General features: G+C 42.3%; 15 protein-coding genes. 7 read left to right on the top strand and 8 right to left on the bottom strand.

Translation table 11 applies throughout. The features are described 5' to 3' along the window. Positions 1 to 265: 265 nt before the first annotated feature. From V7K42_RS03515 to V7K42_RS03490, 6 genes are all read right to left on the bottom strand, one after another. A complete protein-coding gene (locus V7K42_RS03515; protein WP_334913582.1) occupies positions 266 to 1,648 on the bottom strand; it encodes a PrsW family glutamic-type intramembrane protease in 1,383 nt (460 codons plus the stop codon). Positions 1,649 to 2,087: 439 nt separating this feature from the next. Next, positions 2,088 to 2,690: a DJ-1/PfpI family protein gene (locus V7K42_RS03510; protein ID WP_334913580.1), complete on the bottom strand. Its 603-nt coding sequence runs from the start codon at positions 2,688 to 2,690 to the stop codon at positions 2,088 to 2,090. A gap of 330 nt (positions 2,691 to 3,020) precedes the next feature. Next, positions 3,021 to 3,473 (bottom strand): nitrate reductase associated protein, encoded by a 453-nt coding sequence (locus tag V7K42_RS03505; RefSeq protein ID WP_334913579.1) that lies wholly within the window; start codon positions 3,471 to 3,473, stop codon positions 3,021 to 3,023. Between the two features lie 506 nt (positions 3,474 to 3,979). Next, on the bottom strand, positions 3,980 to 4,438 hold the full coding sequence (locus V7K42_RS03500; protein WP_334894012.1) for a phosphate-starvation-inducible PsiE family protein: 459 nt from the start codon (positions 4,436 to 4,438) through the stop codon (positions 3,980 to 3,982). Between the two features lie 282 nt (positions 4,439 to 4,720). Next, a complete protein-coding gene (locus tag V7K42_RS03495) occupies positions 4,721 to 6,931 on the bottom strand; it encodes a molybdopterin oxidoreductase family protein (RefSeq protein WP_334913577.1) in 2,211 nt (736 codons plus the stop codon). Between the two features lie 193 nt (positions 6,932 to 7,124). Further along, a complete protein-coding gene (locus V7K42_RS03490) occupies positions 7,125 to 8,627 on the bottom strand; it encodes a NarK family nitrate/nitrite MFS transporter (protein WP_334913575.1) in 1,503 nt (500 codons plus the stop codon). Positions 8,628 to 8,666: 39 nt separating this feature from the next. On the opposite strand from V7K42_RS03490, the gene V7K42_RS03485 reads away from it, so the two are divergent. Continuing rightward, on the top strand, positions 8,667 to 9,062 hold the full coding sequence (locus V7K42_RS03485) for a hypothetical protein (protein WP_334913573.1): 396 nt from the start codon (positions 8,667 to 8,669) through the stop codon (positions 9,060 to 9,062). On the opposite strand, the gene V7K42_RS03480 is transcribed toward V7K42_RS03485, so the two are convergent. Beyond that, complete coding sequence (locus tag V7K42_RS03480; protein WP_334913571.1) at positions 9,059 to 10,681, bottom strand: ferredoxin--nitrite reductase; 1,623 nt, start codon at positions 10,679 to 10,681, stop codon at positions 9,059 to 9,061. The two genes, V7K42_RS03485 and V7K42_RS03480, sit on opposite strands and share 4 nt — an antisense overlap. 466 nt (positions 10,682 to 11,147) lie before the next feature. Between V7K42_RS03480 and V7K42_RS03475 the strand changes: the two genes are divergently transcribed. The 6 genes from V7K42_RS03475 to V7K42_RS03450 all read left to right on the top strand — a co-directional run bounded on the left by V7K42_RS03475 (position 11,148) and on the right by V7K42_RS03450 (position 16,231). Next, positions 11,148 to 11,561 (top strand): QcrA and Rieske domain-containing protein, encoded by a 414-nt coding sequence (locus tag V7K42_RS03475; RefSeq protein WP_334913569.1) that lies wholly within the window; start codon positions 11,148 to 11,150, stop codon positions 11,559 to 11,561. A 17-nt stretch (positions 11,562 to 11,578) separates the two neighbouring features. Next, positions 11,579 to 12,841, top strand: a complete 1,263-nt coding sequence (locus V7K42_RS03470) for a HEAT repeat domain-containing protein (RefSeq protein WP_334913682.1) — start codon at positions 11,579 to 11,581, stop codon at positions 12,839 to 12,841. Positions 12,842 to 13,166: 325 nt separating this feature from the next. Continuing rightward, a complete protein-coding gene (locus V7K42_RS03465; protein WP_334913567.1) occupies positions 13,167 to 13,442 on the top strand; it encodes a BrnT family toxin in 276 nt (91 codons plus the stop codon). After that, positions 13,426 to 13,671 carry a hypothetical protein gene (locus V7K42_RS03460; RefSeq protein ID WP_334913565.1) on the top strand — a complete coding sequence of 82 codons (246 nt, stop codon included), beginning with the start codon at positions 13,426 to 13,428 and terminating at the stop codon, positions 13,669 to 13,671. The genes V7K42_RS03465 and V7K42_RS03460 overlap by 17 nt, the downstream gene beginning before the upstream one ends. Before the next feature lie 441 nt (positions 13,672 to 14,112). Next, positions 14,113 to 15,060: a LysR family transcriptional regulator gene (locus tag V7K42_RS03455; protein ID WP_334913563.1), complete on the top strand. Its 948-nt coding sequence runs from the start codon at positions 14,113 to 14,115 to the stop codon at positions 15,058 to 15,060. Between the two features lie 79 nt (positions 15,061 to 15,139). Beyond that, entirely contained in the window at positions 15,140 to 16,231 is a 1,092-nt protein-coding gene (locus tag V7K42_RS03450; RefSeq protein WP_334913680.1) for an anthranilate phosphoribosyltransferase family protein, read from the top strand. 132 nt (positions 16,232 to 16,363) lie between these two features. Here the strand turns inward: V7K42_RS03450 and V7K42_RS03445 are convergent, their stop codons facing one another. After that, positions 16,364 to 17,785, bottom strand: coding sequence for an LCP family protein (locus V7K42_RS03445; protein WP_334913561.1), 1,422 nt, complete (start codon positions 17,783 to 17,785; stop codon positions 16,364 to 16,366). Positions 17,786 to 18,226 lie beyond the last annotated feature (441 nt).

Here is an 18,226-nt window from a genome sequence, read left to right as displayed (position 1 = left end):
CGCTTTGTACACGCTCTGTTTAGAGGCATCTCTTGCAAAGATGTTGATTTACATTACGCAGAGGCAGAAAAAAGAGTCGAAAATCAAGACTTTTGTAAGAAGTTTAATGATTTTTACTTTTTAGGCATAGTTAACCCAATGTTAGATTACGGTACGCTTCTTTTCTAACTAGGCCATCTATCCAAAGATATAAATATTGAATAGTCATTGGGCATTTTTCTTATCCCCCTGCACCCCGCTCCCTGCACCCCTGCACTCTCATCTCTTATTTTGGGTCCAGAAATCGGGTAGCAAAATTTTGCGATCGTGTCGGTGACAGTGCCCGTGCCTTGAGAATTGCCGCCATCAAAAAGGCGTAAGATAATACCCCAACAACTACCAACAGCAAGGCATTGATAGATCCTGTAGCATTCCACAGAGCGTGGAGCGCAGCAGCACTAAGATAACCAATAGAGAGAATTTGCCAACTTCTACTGGGCTTGAGAACAGCCAACCCGATAAAATAACCCAGGTAGCCACTATAAGCCATGTGTCCAGCTACAGAGCCTAAAATTCGCGGGATTAGCAGCTGTAAACCCGCTAGTTGACCAGCAGCGCCTGTACCCACCTGTTGCGCTACATTTTGAGTGATATCTGGCACATACTGTCCAAGAGTTTCCAAGAGAGTGAAGCCTACAGCAGAAGCAGTTCCCAGGAGAATACCATCTAGAGGTTCCCAGACACCTATCTTTTCCCGCCAAGGTGAAGACAACATTCTACCGATGGCAAACGCCCCTAACACAGGTAATGCCTTCAGTAATTCCTCCATCAACCCAGCACCAAAAAACATCCGTACCAGCAATTCTGTGAAGGTGATAGATTCTTGGGGTGAGGGCAAGCTTCCAGGAAGGATGCCGCGAAACACGAAGATAAATAGATCCAACACTGGACTGAGCAAAATCGCTGTTGTACCCAATGCCGCAGCCATTAGCACCCACCAAGGCTTCTGTTTACCGCAAAGTTGGTAAACAAAATAGTAGGCGGCAAAGGCGATGTAAGTTGCGACGATAACTTGATTAGCTTGGGGCTGACCGACTGTAGCAAACATTAACACTACAAAAATTACGGTCAGTATTCCTGGTACAAGGTAAGCTTTACGAGTTAAATCTTTACCAGTGGAAATAATCGGGAAAAGCTGGGTGAAGCTAACAGAATCTGGCTGCTTTAATTGCGTGTGGCTGTGGTAGTTTGTCGCCGAAGGTAATGGTGTAACTTGGTTAACTGTTGTGGCCGGGGTTTGGTAAGTAAACTCGTACTCAAAAACGTATTGTGGACCATCAGCACCTAGAGAAATGCTATCGCCTGGGTGCAATTCCTGACATTCATATAAGCGTTGTCCATTCAAAAAAGTGCCATTAGCACTATTTAAATCACAAAGCACCCAGCTGAATTTGCTATCTGGGGATAAAGAGAGGGGACGAACCACCGCATGACGACGAGATACCATCCGGTACATCATGGCATCCAAGACAACTTGGCAGCTGGGGTCGCGTCCAATTACCATCTCTTTACTGGGGGGCAGCGAGTAGCGAGATTCCGATCCAGAAGCTGCCCCATTACCAGACACTAGCCGCAGAAATGCATTATGTCTTGCGTTTTTGCCTGTCATCGAGTTAGTGTGCTTTTCTAAATTAATTCTTCTTCATATATTTGGCAACAGGACTAACCTTAGCCACATTAACAGCAGCATTGCTAAATCCACTATAGCTTCACTTACTGCTAAGAAATTTAAAATTCTAGATGGAAAATTTAAAATTGTTTCACCTAATGTTAATAAGTATTCCATGTACTGAGAGTTTGTCCTAAACGGGCTTGTCATGCGGATAAATCAGACTGGATGGTTTGTCTGCTTTTGACATCCTAGCTGTAAATTTAACCCAAGGCAATTTATTAAAAAACAGTAGTTTTCACTGCATTTGGTTTCATTTAGAAAATATATAATTTCTGGTGGTCTGTTGTCAGTTGTTTTTGCCACAATCTATTTAAAGTAGAGTGTGGCAAAATAAACGGCCCCAAATATTGCACCCAAATATTTTTGGTGTGTTGCTTCAAACCACTTTAGCCAGTTCTGGGTGTTCAATCTTAGTTCCAAGTACTATGAGGAATTCTGCCAGCCAACGGGGGTGAGCAGGCCAAGCTGGGGCTGTTACCAAATTACCATCAACTATTGCCTCATCAACAGGGATATCGATATAAAACCCTCCAGCACTTTTAACATCTGGACTACAAGCGGGGTATCCAGTACATCTCTTCCCTTGCAATACATCCGCAGTTGCTAATAACTGTAAGCCGTGGCAGATGGCAGCAATAGGTTTATTCGTTTGGGCAAAGTGACGGGTGATTTCTAGCACTTGCTGATTCAAGCGGATATATTCTGGTGCCCTTCCTCCGGGAATAACTAAGGCATCGTATGTTGTGGCTTCTACTTCTGCGAAGGTAGCATTTAAAGTAAAATTATGACCGGGTTTTTCGCTATAAGTCTGATCTCCTTCAAAGTCGTGAATTGCTGTCCGTACTTTGTCACCAGCTTTTTTGTCTGGGCAAACTGCATGAACAGTGTGTCCCACCATTTGTAACGCCTGGAAAGGAACCATCACTTCATAGTCTTCTACATAGTCACCAACTAGCATCAAAAGTTTCTTGGTAGCCATATTTTTCCCTTACCTATTAGTTAATAGTCAATAGCTTAAAGCGAATATTTAACAGTTATTTATAAAGTAAATATTAATTTAGAGTTAGGTACATTAGGCGTTAGCATCTACACGAATTTTTGATATATTACAGCACTAACTCTGCGGTAATATATCATTTAAGGCGGCAACTTAACAAAGTGTAATACACCCTACAGATTTGTTCTGGAAATGACGATATAGCTGTCCTAAATCATTTGTGAAAGATTATAATCCCAACAATTTTTACGAAGTTTGGGATCTTGAGACTGCGAATTTTCACAAATCAGATAGGATTGCTATACCGATCGATTAAAGCAAATTAAATTCTGCGATCGCTGTGGGAAAGTTTTTGTTTTCATGTCCTGGATGGCTGAGTTTAATCAAGGCAAAACGCTGTAAGGGCGTTAAAGCTGCCCAATGTTGCTGTGTCAGGGTAACACCGATTTCTTGAGCTTTTCCCTGGAGGCTGGCTGGTACAGTGGCAAAATCAAGCCATGCAGGATAAGGGTCAATGGGCAATTTTGTAGGTGCTATCCCCGTACCTTGTATAATTAATCGCTGAATATGCTCGCTGTAAGACTGAATTTCCGTTTCTGTAGTACAAGGTAACTCAACTAGAGCTTGACGCTCTGCTGTAGTCATTCGATTCCAGTCAGACAATTTTAGCTTGATGCCACAAGTATCTAATTTAAAACGCACCTGCATGGGGATGCAACGCAGGGAATCAACAAAGTCTGCTTCAAATTGAAAGAAATCTGTCATAATCAAGTATTCAAAATTTGCTCATTTCAAATTAAGGATTTTTAACTATAGGAATCCGGTTTGATTTTTGAAAATATACTTAGGGGAGCCAGTCGTGTGGGTGGGTTTCCCGACTTGAGCGTTAGCGACTGTGCGTAGCGTCACTGGCGTTGTGTTAGCGTAAAGAGTACAGCATCAAACCCTTGCTTATGGTGTATTAGAACGCAGTTTGTAACGCACCCTACAATACCTAATTTTGTTCAAAAATCAAATATGATTCTTATATATTATTTTGCTGTGAGATTCAGAGGATGTTTGAAAAGTTATGATTGATGTATCAAATATTTATTACCCCACCCTAACCCTCCCCTTATAAAGGGGAGGGAACCAGATTTTACGGTTTCCCCCTTTATAAAGGGGGTAATAATTCGATTAAAATCACAACATACCACTTTTCAAACAATCTCTCAGACTAACCTATGTCTTCCTAAATTTTATGTCTGACAACATCTTATCAAGCTCTCTTTTTAACTGATCCTTTTGTCATTACTGAGACGAATGATTAAGTAACTAATTGAAAGGGCGAGAATAGCAATTCCTAAACCAATTATATCAATACCAGGGACTTTTTCTAAATCAAGAATAATAATTTTTCTGGCGACAGCAATTAAAGAAGTAACAATAACTAATTCAACCTGGAAAACGTGTCTTCGCAAATAAGCTGTGATATTTTCTAAGATTTCCAAAGCAATTAAAATATTCAAAAACAAGCCAAAAATCTTATATAATGTTGTGTTAAACTTAGCGTAAGGGGCTGTAAATAACTCTTTGAAAATAAAAACCCCTAAGTCACCGATCGCAACTAAAATTACAACTACCATAAAAATAGATAGAATTTTAGAAACTAGTACCTCTATGTTTTCAATGACATGCATGAAGTTCTCGTCTTTAGTAACTCCGAGAATTCCCCTTAGTAACTTTTTCATTTGCTGCACCCGATTTTTAAATAAAATAAAATCCCATAGATCGATCTAGAGGATTAAAAAAAGATGATTTGTAAGTTTATTATCTGATTTTTCTTTACCATATATAAACTCGGCACTAGTAAAACCTCTGGTTACTAGAAATTTAGTCTCTTGATATATGGTAATTGCTATGAGTCAAGAGGAGAGAGTCATAAAAAATGATAATAACTATTAGTTATCTAATATTGACTAAGTTACCTATTAGTGATTATTAATTACCTCTTTATAAATACACTTGGCAGCTTACCATTGCAAGGACTGGATTTGATGATTTTTGACTGTAACTTCTACAGAAATTAGGATTAATTGCACTGCACAGGCTTTTAATTCTGGTTGCAGGGAATCGGGGCAAGATTCTGGATGAGTGAGGGCGTTAGCTTCGGCATTATCTGCCCACAATGAACCCCAGTGCATGGGGACGAAAACTGTACCAGGTGCGATCGCTTTTGTCACTTTAGCAGAAAACTGAGCTTTACCTCGACGCGATCGCACTTCCACTTTCTGGTTATCTAAAATACCCAACTTAGCAGCATCACGGGGATGAATTTCGATAAACGGTTCTGGGTGCATTTTGCAAATTTTTTCAATGCGACCGGTGCGTGTCTGGGTGTGCCAATGTCCGTAAAGTCGCCCATTAGTTAGCACAAACGGATAATTTGGGTCTGGTGGTTCTGCCAATCCCTTTGAGTAATATGCCCCAAATCGAGCGCGTCCGTCAGGAGTGTGGAAACGTAAATCTGTATATAGTCGCTTTCCAGAGGTTTCTCCCTCTGCTTCCCCTGCTCCTCTACTCCCCCTGCTCTCTTCAGGATGGGGCCATTGAGTCGCGCCTTCTGTCAATTGTTGATGACTGATACCCGTCATATCGCAGGGGCGATTTTGAGTTAATTGGACAAACTCAGCATAAACTTCGGCAGAGTTAGCAAAGGCAAATTCTTTTTCAAAACCTAACCTCCGTCCAATTTCAGCGAAAATTTCCCAATCGGCTTTAGCTTCTCTTGGTGGTTGGCGGAATGCTTGACACAGAGTTACCATCCGTTCTGAGTTTGTCATCACACCAGTTTTTTCACCCCACTGGGCTGCTGGTAGTAAAACATGAGCGTAGGCGGAGGTTTCTGTGGGATAATATGCGTCTTGGTAAATGGTGAAAGGCGATCGCAACAATGCCTTTTTTGTCCGCTCCAAATCTGGCATACTTACAGCTGGATTAGTAGCTGCAATCCACAGTAACCCGACAGCATCATTTTCTAAGCTAGTAATCATTTCCCAAACACTTAAACCGGGGTTGGGTGAAATTTGCCCTGACTTGAGTCCCCAAAACTCCTCAACTTCTGCGCGATGCTGGGGATTTTTCACTGTCCGATAACCAGGTAATAAATGCGCCAAACCTCCGGCTTCCCGTCCCCCCATTGCGTTCGGCTGACCAGTGAGAGAAAAAGGGCCAGCCCCAGGTTTACCAATCTGTCCAGTCATCAGGTGCAGGTTGATGATAGTTCTTACCTTGGCTGTCCCTTCTGATGATTGATTCACTCCCATCGACCACAAAGAAAGTACTCGCTGTGATTCACCCCAATAACGAGCGGCTGTTTCTAAATCTTCAATGCTGATTCCACATTGACGAGCCACGACTTCTGGGGGATAGTGGCGAATCACTTCAGCATAAGCGGGAAAGTTGCTGGTGCAGTCGTCCATGAACATGGTATCAATGTAGTTCCAGCGCATCAATAAGTGGGCGATGCCGTTCAACAAATCGATATCTGTACCAGGACGAATCGCTAAATGCAAGTCTGCGGCTTCTGCGGTTGGCGTGCGTCGGGGGTCTACCACAATCATTTTTACCTTGCGGTTCTTTTTGTGATATTTTGCTAGTCGGTTAAAAACGATGGGATGACATTCGGCTGTATTAGTGCCAATTAAAAATGCACAGTCAGTTAACTCTAGGTCTTCGTAACAACAGGGTGGGCCATCTGCGCCAAAGCTTTGAATGTAGCCAGCTACAGCACTAGACATACATAAACGCGAGTTTGCATCAAAATTATTACTACCCAGACAGCCTTTCATAAGTTTCTGGGCTATGTAATAATCCTCAGTTTGAAACTGACCTGAACCGTACATACATAAGGCTTCTGGCCCTTGTGTGAAGCGGACTGTTTGAATGCGTTGCGTAATGAGATTAAAAGCTTCATCCCAACTAACACGGCGAAACTCTCGATCTAATGAGTCTCGCACCATTGGGTAATGTAATCTATTTTTATCTAAAGATTCTGCGATCGTTGCACCTTTGACACAAACCATTCCTTGACTAGATGGATGGGCTTTATCACCCCGCACCCGCCAATTCGGATTTCCTTGACTATCTCGATTAGTTGCTTTGCCAAGTTGGGCTGGGGGTGAAACTTCTAGTCCACAGCCAACACCACAGTAAGGGCAGAGGGTTTTGGTAAATTCACTCATGGCAGTTGTACCATTTTGTTATTTTGATTGTGCAACCTCATTTTTTTAAACTCTTTACTCTGCGTCTCTGTGGTTAAATAAATTATTTTTAAACCGCAGAGGCGCAGAGAGCGCTGAGAAAAAACTTCATGAGTTGCACTCACAAGACAAGATGAAAATATCTCTTGTAATGCTCTATTTTCAAAGCAGAAGTCTATTCTTCAGTTAAGAAAACAGAGTTTTTAGTTGCAGTTTCTGATGATTCACCTTCATAAGCTACGGCAAAGGAACCTTTTGGTTCTTTGAGGAAGAAGGCACACATAAAAGCACAGATTAGTGCAGCTATACCCATTGTGGTAAACAATGTGGGAGCGTCGGTTAAGCTAAAAATTGTTAGGTAAACTACGCCGCCAAAATTACCGTAAGCTCCCACATTGCCAGCAATTTGTCCAGTGGCTTCTTTTTTAATCATGGGTACGATGCTGTAGGTTGCACCGCAACCAGCTTGGGCAAAGTAGGCGGCAAACATTGTAACTGCGATCGCTACCGGAATCGGCCAGTTACCATTAATAAAATGTGCCATCAAATAACTAACACCGATACCAACGCTGATAATGGTCATTGTCCACTTACGGGAACCAAATTTATCAGAAATTAACCCACCACTAGGACGAGAAACTAAATTTAAAAAAGGATAGGTGGCGGCAATCATCCCAGCAATAACATGCTCTAAACCAAAGGTTTTTTCAAAAAATGCTGGGAGCATAGAAACGGCTGCCAGTTCGCTACCAAAGCTAGTGATATAAGTGAATTCGAGTAAAGCTACTTGACCAAATTGAAAGCGTTCAGATGTAGGGTAAGTTTTCTTGCCAATTAGTAGTTCTCGGTTTACTTGCCAAGCTTTGTAACTTTGATAAGCAAACAATCCTGCTAATAGCAACCAAGTCAAATACATTTGACTCAGAGTTAGGAAGTGAATGTTCTTTTGTTCCAAGCGCCAAGCTAATAAACCCAAGGCGAAAATCAAACCGAAATTCGAGATAATCATCGCCCAGAAGCTTTTGATGCTAGTCACTTCTAGGGAACCATTTTTCTTAGGTTTCTTGTAGACTTTGCCTGTGGGTGTATCTTGGACGGTGTTGTAATAAATTACGCCGTAAATAGCAGTTATGATCCCTGTAAGTGCGATCGCAAATCGCCAGTTAGAAGCGCCACCAGCAAAAAAGCTAGTAGAAACTGCAAGTATTGGTAAGGCAAACTCTGCACCAAAAGCCCCAAAGTTGCCCCAACCGCCATAAATGCCTTGAGCAACGCCCATCTCCTTCGGCTGGAACCATTCTGCCACCATGCGGATACCCACAACAAACCCAGATCCGACAATTCCCATCAGCAAACGACTGATGACTAGTTGATTAAAATCTTGTGCTAGGGCTGTTGCTAAACAGGGAACTACTGCAAACATCAGCAAGATTGAGTAGGTGATTCTGGGGCCAAAACGATCCAGAAGCATCCCAATAATTAATCGGGCGGGAATTGTGAGAGCAAGGTTACAGATGCCCAAAGTTTTGATTTGCTCAGGGGCTAAATGTAGCTCTCTGCCAATGGTTGTAGCGAAGGGAGCAAAGTTAAACCAACAGACAAAGGTGAGAAAAAAAGCAAACCAAGTTTGATGTAAAATCCGGTAGCGATCGCTAAATGAAAATAAGTTTTTAAGCATTCTAATTTTTGTAATTGAATAAAACACAGAGAAGAGATAATGGCAGTTAAGCCTTTGAACTTGGAAGTTGCACCTTTGAACTCGGAAGTTGAGCCTTTTTGCTCGGAGGTTGAGCCTTTGAACTCGGAAGTTGCACCTTTTTGCTCGGAGGTTGCACCTTTTTACTCGGAGGTTGAGCCTTTGAACTCGGAGGTTGAGCCTTTTTACTCGGAAGTTGAGCCTTTTTACTCGGAGGTTGAGCCTTTTTACTCGGAAGTTGCACCTTTTTACTCGGAGGTTGAGCCTTTGAACTCGGAGGTTGCACCTTTTTACTCGGAAGTTGCACCTTTTTACTCGGAAGTTGCACCTTTGAGCCTGAAGATTCAGCCTTTAAGGTTGAAGTATGAATTTTGCTCAATGCCCAATGCCCAATGCCCAATGCCCAATAAGTACTAGTAGTTACTAACTAATAGAGCTTCTTGCTTGAGTTTTGCCCCGAAGTTTTTGATTAATAAGTCTTGCAAAAATGGCTGCAAGTCTTCGCAGGGTATGCCTTTGGTGACACAAGTTCCTAAATGAGCGTCTTTGCCGACTTTACCGCCCATATATATGTCAACGCCTTCTAAGGTTTTGCCATTTTTGCGAGTTTTAGTTCCCATCAAGCCGATGTCTGCAACTTGGGGCTGGGCGCAAGAGTTGGGGCAACCTGTCCAGTGAATTCGGACTGGATTGATGAAGATTAAGTCTTCTTCTAAGGCTTTAATCATTGCCAGGGCGCGGTTTTTAGTTTCGATGAGGGCGAAGTTGCAAAATTGTGCGCCTGTGCAAGATACTAGCGATCGCGCCAGTAAACCTGGATTAACCGAAAATCTTTCTAGCAATGGTTCTGTTAAAAATGTTGCTAACCGCGAGTCAGAAATGTTGGGGATAACTATGTTTTGCTCAACGGTAAAGCGGATTTCACCACTACCAAAAACTTCTGCTAAACGGGCAATTTCAAACATATCTCCGGCATACAAGCGCCCGACGGGAATATTTAAACCTACGTAATTTAATCCCGCTTGCTTTTGTTTATATACTCCGATATGGTCGCGTTTTTCCCAGTCGATCTCATCTTTTGCGGCTGCGGGTAATAATGATTTACCCAAACGGCTTTCTACTTCTGCTCGAAACTTTTCTAAACCCCATTCATCAATTAGCCACATCAAGCGGGATTTTTGCCGATTAGCACGCGGCCCGTTGTCCCGAAATACTTCCAAAACCGCTCTACATAAACTTACCACATCTTCTGGAGCCACCCAAGCATTTAGAGGAATCGCCGCCTCACAACGTTTAGCAGAGAAAAAGCCACCGACTAAAACGTTAAACCCAAAAATTTTTTGGTGGGAATGGGCAGAGGAGAAATTTTGCTCCTCCGCTCCCCTGCTCCCCTGCTCCCCTGCTTCTTTAAATGCTGGAACAAAAGCTAAATCGTTAATTTCGGCGTGAACTGAATTGTCTCTTCCACCTGCGATCGCAATATTAAATTTCCGTGGTAAGTTGCTAAACTCTGGGTTTCCTTTGCCTTTGTTGGTCAGCATATCTTGAATTTGCTGTACTAACTCTCGCGTGTCGTACAACTCATCTGCATCCAACCCCGCCACCGGATCGCCTGTGATATTGCGGACGTTATCCATCCCTGACTGGACACTGGTTAAACCAACTGCGTGAAATCTATTAAAGATATCTGGTAAATCTTCAATTCTGATTCCCCGTAATTGGATATTCTGTCTCGTAGTAATATCGGCGCACCCATCATCACCGTAACGCTGCACCACTTGGGCTAAAACACTCATCTGACTGCTGGTGAGAATACCGTTAGGCATCCGTAACCGCATCATAAACTTGCCTGGGGTAACTGGGCGAAAAAACACGCCTACCCACTTAAGCCGATGATCGCGATCTGTTTCGTCCATTGCTTCCCAGCCCAAGGCGGCAAATTTCTCTATCTCATCTCTGATGGCGAGTCCATCTTTTTGCGCCTTGAATTTCTCGAATTTATTAAGGCTGGTAGTCTTAGTTGTTGTGTCTGTCATGAGGCTGACTCTCGTGAGAATTTTTGCTGCTAATTGCCCAATATCAATCAACCCGTAGTTCCATTAGGTGGTGTATCTACGAGGGTTAGGGAATAAAAACTTAGTATTCGATTACGGCTGATTATTGTTACTCAAAAGCATTCCAGTGTGAAACTTCAAACCCGTGGCTAGTTAAGGGAAACTTGTAGCCATATACATCTTGGAAATCTGTCAAGCAGGTTTAGATAATGTTCATGTAACAATTTCGATACTCATAATTTATGATGATATTTCTGTTAAAATCGTATAAATTGTTACGATTTTTTAGTAATTTTGCTGAAAATGGATGTGTAATATGCATTTTTTGCATCAAGGTCGGCTAATGAGCCACTTAAAGCGCTTGACGAAGAGTGTTTAAAACGATCCAAGCGGTTGGGGATTGCCATAGATTAATCAAAAATCAAAAATCAAAAATTGAGTGGCACTTATGAAACGTCGTGATTTTATTAATTGGGTAGGTTTGGGTTTGATAGCGAGTTCTCTACCTGTAGCGATCGCAGCTTGTTCTTCTCAAACAACTTCCGCAACTGGCGATTGGCAAACAGTAGGCACTTCGGCAGATTTAGATAAAACTGGTCAATTGCTGGCTAAAAACTCACCTGCTGGGCCTGTGTTGGTAGTCGGCACATCTAAAGGTGCAAGCCTGACAGCTGTTAATCCTACCTGTACTCACGCAGGTTGCACCGTAGCATGGAAAGCTGAAGCCAAAAAATTCGCTTGTCCCTGTCATGGTTCAGAATTTGGATCTGATGGTAAAGTGCAAAAAGGCCCAGCGACAGAAGCTCTTAAAACTTACGCCGCCAAAATTGAGGGTAGTTCAGTTCTAGTCAAGCCAACTTAAACAATACAATTCAGGGGATCGTGAGTAATATCAACCAGCTTTTGGTGCAAGCCCAGACAGCATACAATGCAGCTGATTGGTCATCATTGATTCAATATTTACAACAATTAATTTTAGGGGCAGACTCGAAACATCCAGAGATAGTTAAAAATCGAGAATATCTCCTGACATTAGCACTTTCAATCTTAGAGGTGGGAGATTTTCAGCAACGTTGGGAAATCACCAAGGTGTTGACTAACTTGGGAAATATTGCCATCCCACCACTCATTGACATCTTAAAAGATGAAGATGCAGAGGAAGAATTACGCTGGTATGCAGCGCGAACTTTAGGCGAATTTCAACAGCCAGAAGCGATCGCACCTTTAGTTGAATTGTTGAAAACCGATGATGATGAAGAACTCAAAGCGATCGCAGCCACAGCACTAGGACAAATGGGTACTGTTGCGATCGCTGCCCTCTCTGAACTTCTATTAAATGAAGATACACGACTTTTAGCAGTGCGATCGCTTTCTTGTATTCCCCAAACAGAAACCATCACCCCACTGTTGAGTGTAGTACAAGATTCACAAGCAACAATCCGCACTGCTGCGATTGAAGCCCTCAGCAGTTTTCGTGACGAACGTATACCACCAATATTGTTAAACGCTTTGGATGATATCGCTGCGACAGTTAGGCGTGCAGCAGTGCTTGGTTTAGGTTTTCGCCCCGACTTACGCGAAACCTTAGATTTGGTGACAAGATTGCAACCCAAGCTTTACGACTTTAATCTTGATGTTTGTTGTGCAGCCGCAGTTTCCCTTTCTCGGATGGGTTGTGATGACGCTGCAAAACATTTATTTGATTTGCTGATTTCACCTCAGACACCAACAAAGCTGCAATTAGAAACCATCCGCGCTTTAAGTTGGGTAGGTACACCATCTAGTTTGGAATGTTTGCAAACAGCATTTAATCAAATCACTTCAGAGACACTTTGGCAAGAAATTGTCACCGTTTTGGGGCGAGTCCAAAAGCCGCAAACTACACAAGCGGCAGAAATATTATTGAAAATATTGCCATCGCAGCATCCAGCCACAGAAATTGTGAGTGTAAAAAGTGCGCTCGCGCTATCTTTAGGTCAGTTAGGCGAAATCCAAGCTATTGAACCATTGATTTGGCTGCTAGCTGATTTTAATGTATCGGTGAGACTACATGCGATCGCTGCACTAAAAAATTTAGCAAATAACACTGCACTCACAGCAGATTTGCAACAAAGAATAGCGATCGCTTTGGCTGAGTGGTAAATTCTCTTCAAAGAGGATGGGAAGATAGAAGGAGGAATACTAGCCTTGATAATTTCCCAAGTTTAGCAATATGCCCTATCGGAAACTTCGTACAATCCCCGATCTCAAGTAACTTGAGAGAATATTACGCTGATAGTGAAGTCTGTTAACTAAGCTACGGTATTGGCTACCTTTTAGAGCAATACAGTTCAGTTAAGCATTTCTTCCTTCTCTTGCTTTGTGTACTTTGCGCCCTTTGCGGTTCGTTGAAAAATTGACCTTGATAAAGAGTTAAGCCTTAACTGAACCGTATTGCCTTTTAGAGGATAAGAAAAAAATATTTTGCATGGAATTTGAATGGAACCTAGACAAAGCGGCGTTAAACTTTGAGAAACATGGTATTTCTTTTCCTGAAGCCGCAACCGTGTTTAACGATCCGCTATCTTTTACCTTTCCCGATCCTGACCATTCTATTGGAGAAAGTCGTTACATTATCATTGGTGTATGTAGGTTTGGACAACTCTTAGTTGTTGCACACACCAATCGAGGAGAAAAAGTACGAATTATCAGCGCTCGAAAAGCCACCCGTCAGGAGAAAAGGTTTTATGAAGAAAGAAATTGAGAATGAAGTGGAAGACGAGTTACGTTCTGAGTACGATTTTGCTCAAATGGAGGGAGGCATCAGAGGCAAGTATATTGAGCGGTATCGTCAGGGTACAAACTTAGTCCTTTTAGATCCCGATGTTGCCCAAGCTTTTCCTAATGATAAAACGGTGAATGACGCATTAAGGTTGTTAATTCAGGTTGCCCAACGTCAGCAGCCTAACAGTGCGGTGCAGCAGACAGAATAGAAGTCAATATAAGCCGTAATTAGTAAATGCAAATATGACGCGATCGCAGCCGTATCTGTAACAAAAATTACGCAAGAACCCTTTAAAACTCTTATTCCTTTGCGTCCTTTGCGGTTCGTTTTATCATGATTTTGGGTAAGTCCTATGCAAGTTGCACAAAAATTTGTGTTACCGACACCTGATAATAATCCGATCGCATAATGTGATGGCTTGAAAATCTGATCTAAAAATTCATATATTTCAGCAAAAAATAGTCAAGTCTTTTTTGGCGATATTTTCCGAAAAAATCCGTGCAAAGCGGATAATTGATGACAAAGGCAGTAAAAACTGATTTAGATAAATGTAAATCAGAGAAAACATACTGTAACAAACTATACTAAATTGTGGTTAAAAAGCCGTTAACTTAATGAAGCTGATAAATGTAATTCAGGCTACATAAAAATGCGCCTAGAGCAGTTGCAAGCCTTTCTAGCGATCGCACAAACCGGCAGCTTTCAACAAGCAGCGCGAACATCTGGTGTTACCCAATCGACGATTAGTCGCCAAATCCAGGCATTAGAAGCAGATTTGGGTATAGAACTTTTTCACAGAACAACTCATGCCAAATTAACGCTGGGAGGTGAATGTTTATTACCCCGTGTCCGCAAAATTTGCCAAGAATGGGAGACAGCTACCCAAGAATTAGCTGATTTAATCGCCGGAAAGCAACCAGAACTTTGCATTGCGGTGATTCACTCTTTATGTGGATCTTACTTACCCCCAGTGTTGCAAAAATTTTGTCATGATTATCCAGATGTGCAATTGCGGGTGACTTCATTAGGAAGCGATCGCGCCTTGAAAGTCCTTAAAGATGGATTGGTGGATTTAGCAATTGTGATGAATAATCGCTTTTTAACCACTGGTAGAGAAATGGTGGTACAAGTACTTTATGATGAACCAATAGAAATTTTAACCGCAGCCAATCATCCCCTGGCACAATATGAATGCGTCCCTTGGTCGGAGTTAATTCGTTATCCCCAAGTGGTTTTTAAAGATGGTTATGGGATGCAGCGCTTAATCCAAGATAGATTTGAGCGAATGGAAGCTACACTCCAAGCAGCTTTAGAGGTAAATACCCTAGATGCCTTCCGGGGAGTGGTGCGTCAAGGAGAACTAATAGCTTTGCTACCTCAATCAGCATTACTGGAAGCGCGTCTTGACCCTACCCTAGCGGTTCGTTCCTTAGAGAACAATAATACTAATGGTTTAGTGGATGGTTCAAGTTTGACTCGGCGGGTAGTTATGGTAACAACTCAAGACCGATTGCAAATCCCTCCCATCAAGCACTTTTGGCAACTCGTGTGCGAAAATATCCCATTACAAATTGACCAGCAGCGATCGGCTTCATGAAGCGTCATTAGTTATTAGTCATTAGTCATTAGTCATTTTCACAAAGGACAATGGACAAATGACAAAGGACAAAGCACAAATGAGCAATGTATTTAGGGAATTACTGAAAAAAGTAGGTAGCGGAAACCACACAGGTGAAAATTTAACTCGTGCTGAAGCAGCCAGCGCTACTAAAATGATGCTGCTGGGTGAAGCGACACCAGCCCAAATCGGAGCGTTCTTGATTGCTCATCGAATCAAACGCCCTACGGGGGAAGAATTAGCGGGAATGTTGGATGCTTATGATGAACTCGGGCCAAAGCTGCAACCATTCGACTCTGGACGACCAGCGATCGCTCTTGGCATCCCTTATGATGGCAGAACCCGCACAGCACCAATTAGTCCGGTAACAGCTTTACTACTCGCCGCAGTTGGACAACCTGTGATCATGCACGGTGGCGATCGCCTCCCAACCAAGTATGGCCTACCCCTGATCGATATTTGGCAAGGTTTAGGAGTCGATTGGACTACTCTACCATTAGCAAAAACCCAACAAGTTTTTGAGCAAACAGGAATCGGCTTTATTTATCTACCCCAGCATTTTCCCTTAACTACAAGTATTTGGGAGTACCGAGACCAACTTGGCAAACGCCCACCCTTAGCGACAATGGAGCTAATTTGGTGTCCTTATGCTGGCGATGCTCATGTAATTACTGGGTTTGTTCATCCGCCCACAGAAGGGATGTTTAAGATAGCTTTAGGGTTGCGGGGAATAACCAAATTTACATTAGTGAAAGGATTGGAAGGTAGTTGCGACTTACCGCGCGATCGCACTGCAATTATCACCTTATCTCCATCCGTAGCATCTCAAGAGGTAGAACGATTGCACCTCGTACCGCGTGATTACGGCTTTACTACCAAGAACGTACCTCTTGGAACTACTGAAGAATTAGTGGCGGATATTCAGGATGTTTTGGCAGGTAAACCAGGCGAACTAATGCAAACAGCCTTGTGGAATGGTGGATTTTACTTATGGCGGAGTGGTATTTGTTCAGATATGCCAGAGGGTTTAGCTAAAGCAGAAGAATTATTAACCAATGGTACAGTAGCAGCTAAACTCCAAGAACTTAGCCAGTCAACCCCTTTGGGGAATTCAAAATTCAAAATTCAAAATTACAATCTCCATAAATAAATTCAATTGCTCTGTATCCTTTGCGTTTTTGGTCAGTAAATTCCCTTTCGCGGCATTTATGTCAGTGTAAAAACTTCGGGACTTCAGAGTGCTAAGATAATTCGCAATTAATTACGAATTACGAATTACGAATTATTTACTCAGCGACTTATCCAAAATAGATTTTTGTTGTAGCCAATCTTGACCAACTTGGATACTGACATCTGAGCCAAGATTGCCAGTACTTTCCACACGCACTTCGCCAAATCCCAAAGTGTTGCGAATTGATTCGGCACTGTTACCATCTCCTTGTTGGGCGACAATATGAGTCACATCTAAAGGTTCACCCCATGCCTTAGCTATATAAATGTTACGATATCCCGATTTTTCCAAGGCTCTAATTAATGGTTGAAGATTAGAGCGATCGCCACCTGTACTATCTTGAATTGCTATCCGCAAAGAACGTGGATCGGTCGTCGTCTGCTGACTCTGTTCTGACTCTAAACCAAAGTGTTGAGCCATAAGTTTGGCAATACCATCTTTATTAGGCAACCAATAGCTAGCATCAAACTCGCCTTTCTCGCTAAAGCGACCTGGCAGCATTAACATTTGCATATTAGAGCGATTAGTTCTCACCCCAAAACCCATTAGCGCCACTAACTCCTCAACCGTCAAATTGGTGTCGATGTGGTCTTTAACTACATCCAGAACTTTAGGTAATTGAGCAACAGTAGTTGGGTTGAGTGTTTGATCCATCAAAGCCCGAATGACCATTTGCTGCCGTTGAATCCGACCAATATCACCAAGTTCGTCATGGCGAAACCGCAGCAACTGCAATGCCTGATCGCCGGAGAGATGCTGTTTACCCGCCTTCAAATTGATGTACAAATGCTGAGAATCATCTTGATACTTCATATTTTTGGGAACATAAACTGTTACGCCACCCAAAGCATCAATTAGCTTGGCAACTCCCAAAACATTAATTCGGATATAGCGATCGATTCCCGCTCCACCTAAGAGATTACTGACGGTTCTGGCAGTCAAAGCTGGCCCCCCGTCAACATTGGCAGCATTAATTTTTTTCACTCCATACCCCTCTATTTGTGTGCGGGTATCTCTGGGGATGGAGAGCATAATTATTTTTTTCGTCTCTGGATCGAATTTAAGCAAGAGCATTACATCCGAAAGACCATCAAAGGAGTTTACCTGGGGCTGGTATCTGAGGTTTTTCGTTTCTGGGGGAGGGTTTTGGATATCTGGGGGAAGTACACTCATCCCCATAACTAAAAGATTCACCGGGCGAGTTAATTCTGAAAATCGCAGTACACCTCCAGAAATGCGATCGCCATCAAAGGCCGCCTCTTCCTGTGGACTTAGCTGGGCTTGCTGCAAAGGCGTACTAGTTAAAGACACCGCCAAAAGTGCCCCTGCTGTTGCTGACACCATTGCAATCCCACTCATCCCTACCCAAAACCACAGCCAACGTCCAGATTTTGAGCTTAGAGCAATTTTTTTATTGGACTTTGAGGCTTTTCCCGACTGGTTTTCTTCCGCCGAACTTCTTTGAATGGTCACAGACTTCCTCACACTTACTCAATAATTAAATTCGGTAAATTTGCAGACCAAAAACATCCAGACAAATCAACCCATAATAGCTAACTCTTAATTATCAGTGCTAACTTTTTTAATGTAGTGTCAACCACAACACTTATAGCAGCATTTTTCCTTCTTTTGGGACAATCTAGAGATGTTTTACTGAAGTATGGCAATAATAAACTGGATTTGACTAGATATATAAATAAATCAATCGTAATTTTTTATTAAATAAGTAAAAACACTGATAAATTATCACTCAAAAAAATTAAGATAAATACTTGCCAAACACTCGTTCTGCTAAAGTACTAAACCCTGGTAAACGCCCAGATTTGCCCTGTGTCAGGCGCAAAATCAACCAGATACTCACTAAAAAGTAACCCGATGTGAGAAAGCTATTCAGGATAAATAGACGTAGCGGAA

Origin of the sequence: Nostoc sp., from assembly GCF_036917455.1 — a bacterium.
Lineage (GTDB): Bacteria > Cyanobacteriota > Cyanobacteriia > Cyanobacteriales > Nostocaceae > Nostoc.
Note: the sequence above shows the minus strand (reverse complement) of the source record. Positions and strands in the feature narration are given on the sequence as shown.

Excerpts from the sequence above, each read along its gene's own strand:
- V7K42_RS03515 (WP_334913582.1), bottom strand. The coding sequence starts at position 1,648 with ATGACAGGCAAAAACGCAAGACATAATGCATTTCTGCGGCTAGTGTCT.
- V7K42_RS03510 (WP_334913580.1), bottom strand. The coding sequence starts at position 2,690 with ATGGCTACCAAGAAACTTTTGATGCTAGTTGGTGACTATGTAGAAGAC.
- V7K42_RS03505 (WP_334913579.1), bottom strand. The coding sequence starts at position 3,473 with ATGACAGATTTCTTTCAATTTGAAGCAGACTTTGTTGATTCCCTGCGT.
- V7K42_RS03500 (WP_334894012.1), bottom strand. The coding sequence starts at position 4,438 with ATGAAAAAGTTACTAAGGGGAATTCTCGGAGTTACTAAAGACGAGAAC.
- V7K42_RS03495 (WP_334913577.1), bottom strand. The coding sequence starts at position 6,931 with ATGAGTGAATTTACCAAAACCCTCTGCCCTTACTGTGGTGTTGGCTGT.
- V7K42_RS03490 (WP_334913575.1), bottom strand. The coding sequence starts at position 8,627 with ATGCTTAAAAACTTATTTTCATTTAGCGATCGCTACCGGATTTTACAT.
- V7K42_RS03485 (WP_334913573.1), top strand. The coding sequence starts at position 8,667 with ATGGCAGTTAAGCCTTTGAACTTGGAAGTTGCACCTTTGAACTCGGAA.
- V7K42_RS03480 (WP_334913571.1), bottom strand. The coding sequence starts at position 10,681 with ATGACAGACACAACAACTAAGACTACCAGCCTTAATAAATTCGAGAAA.
- V7K42_RS03475 (WP_334913569.1), top strand. The coding sequence starts at position 11,148 with ATGAAACGTCGTGATTTTATTAATTGGGTAGGTTTGGGTTTGATAGCG.
- V7K42_RS03465 (WP_334913567.1), top strand. The coding sequence starts at position 13,167 with ATGGAATTTGAATGGAACCTAGACAAAGCGGCGTTAAACTTTGAGAAA.
- V7K42_RS03460 (WP_334913565.1), top strand. The coding sequence starts at position 13,426 with ATGAAGAAAGAAATTGAGAATGAAGTGGAAGACGAGTTACGTTCTGAG.
- V7K42_RS03455 (WP_334913563.1), top strand. The coding sequence starts at position 14,113 with ATGCGCCTAGAGCAGTTGCAAGCCTTTCTAGCGATCGCACAAACCGGC.
- V7K42_RS03450 (WP_334913680.1), top strand. The coding sequence starts at position 15,140 with ATGAGCAATGTATTTAGGGAATTACTGAAAAAAGTAGGTAGCGGAAAC.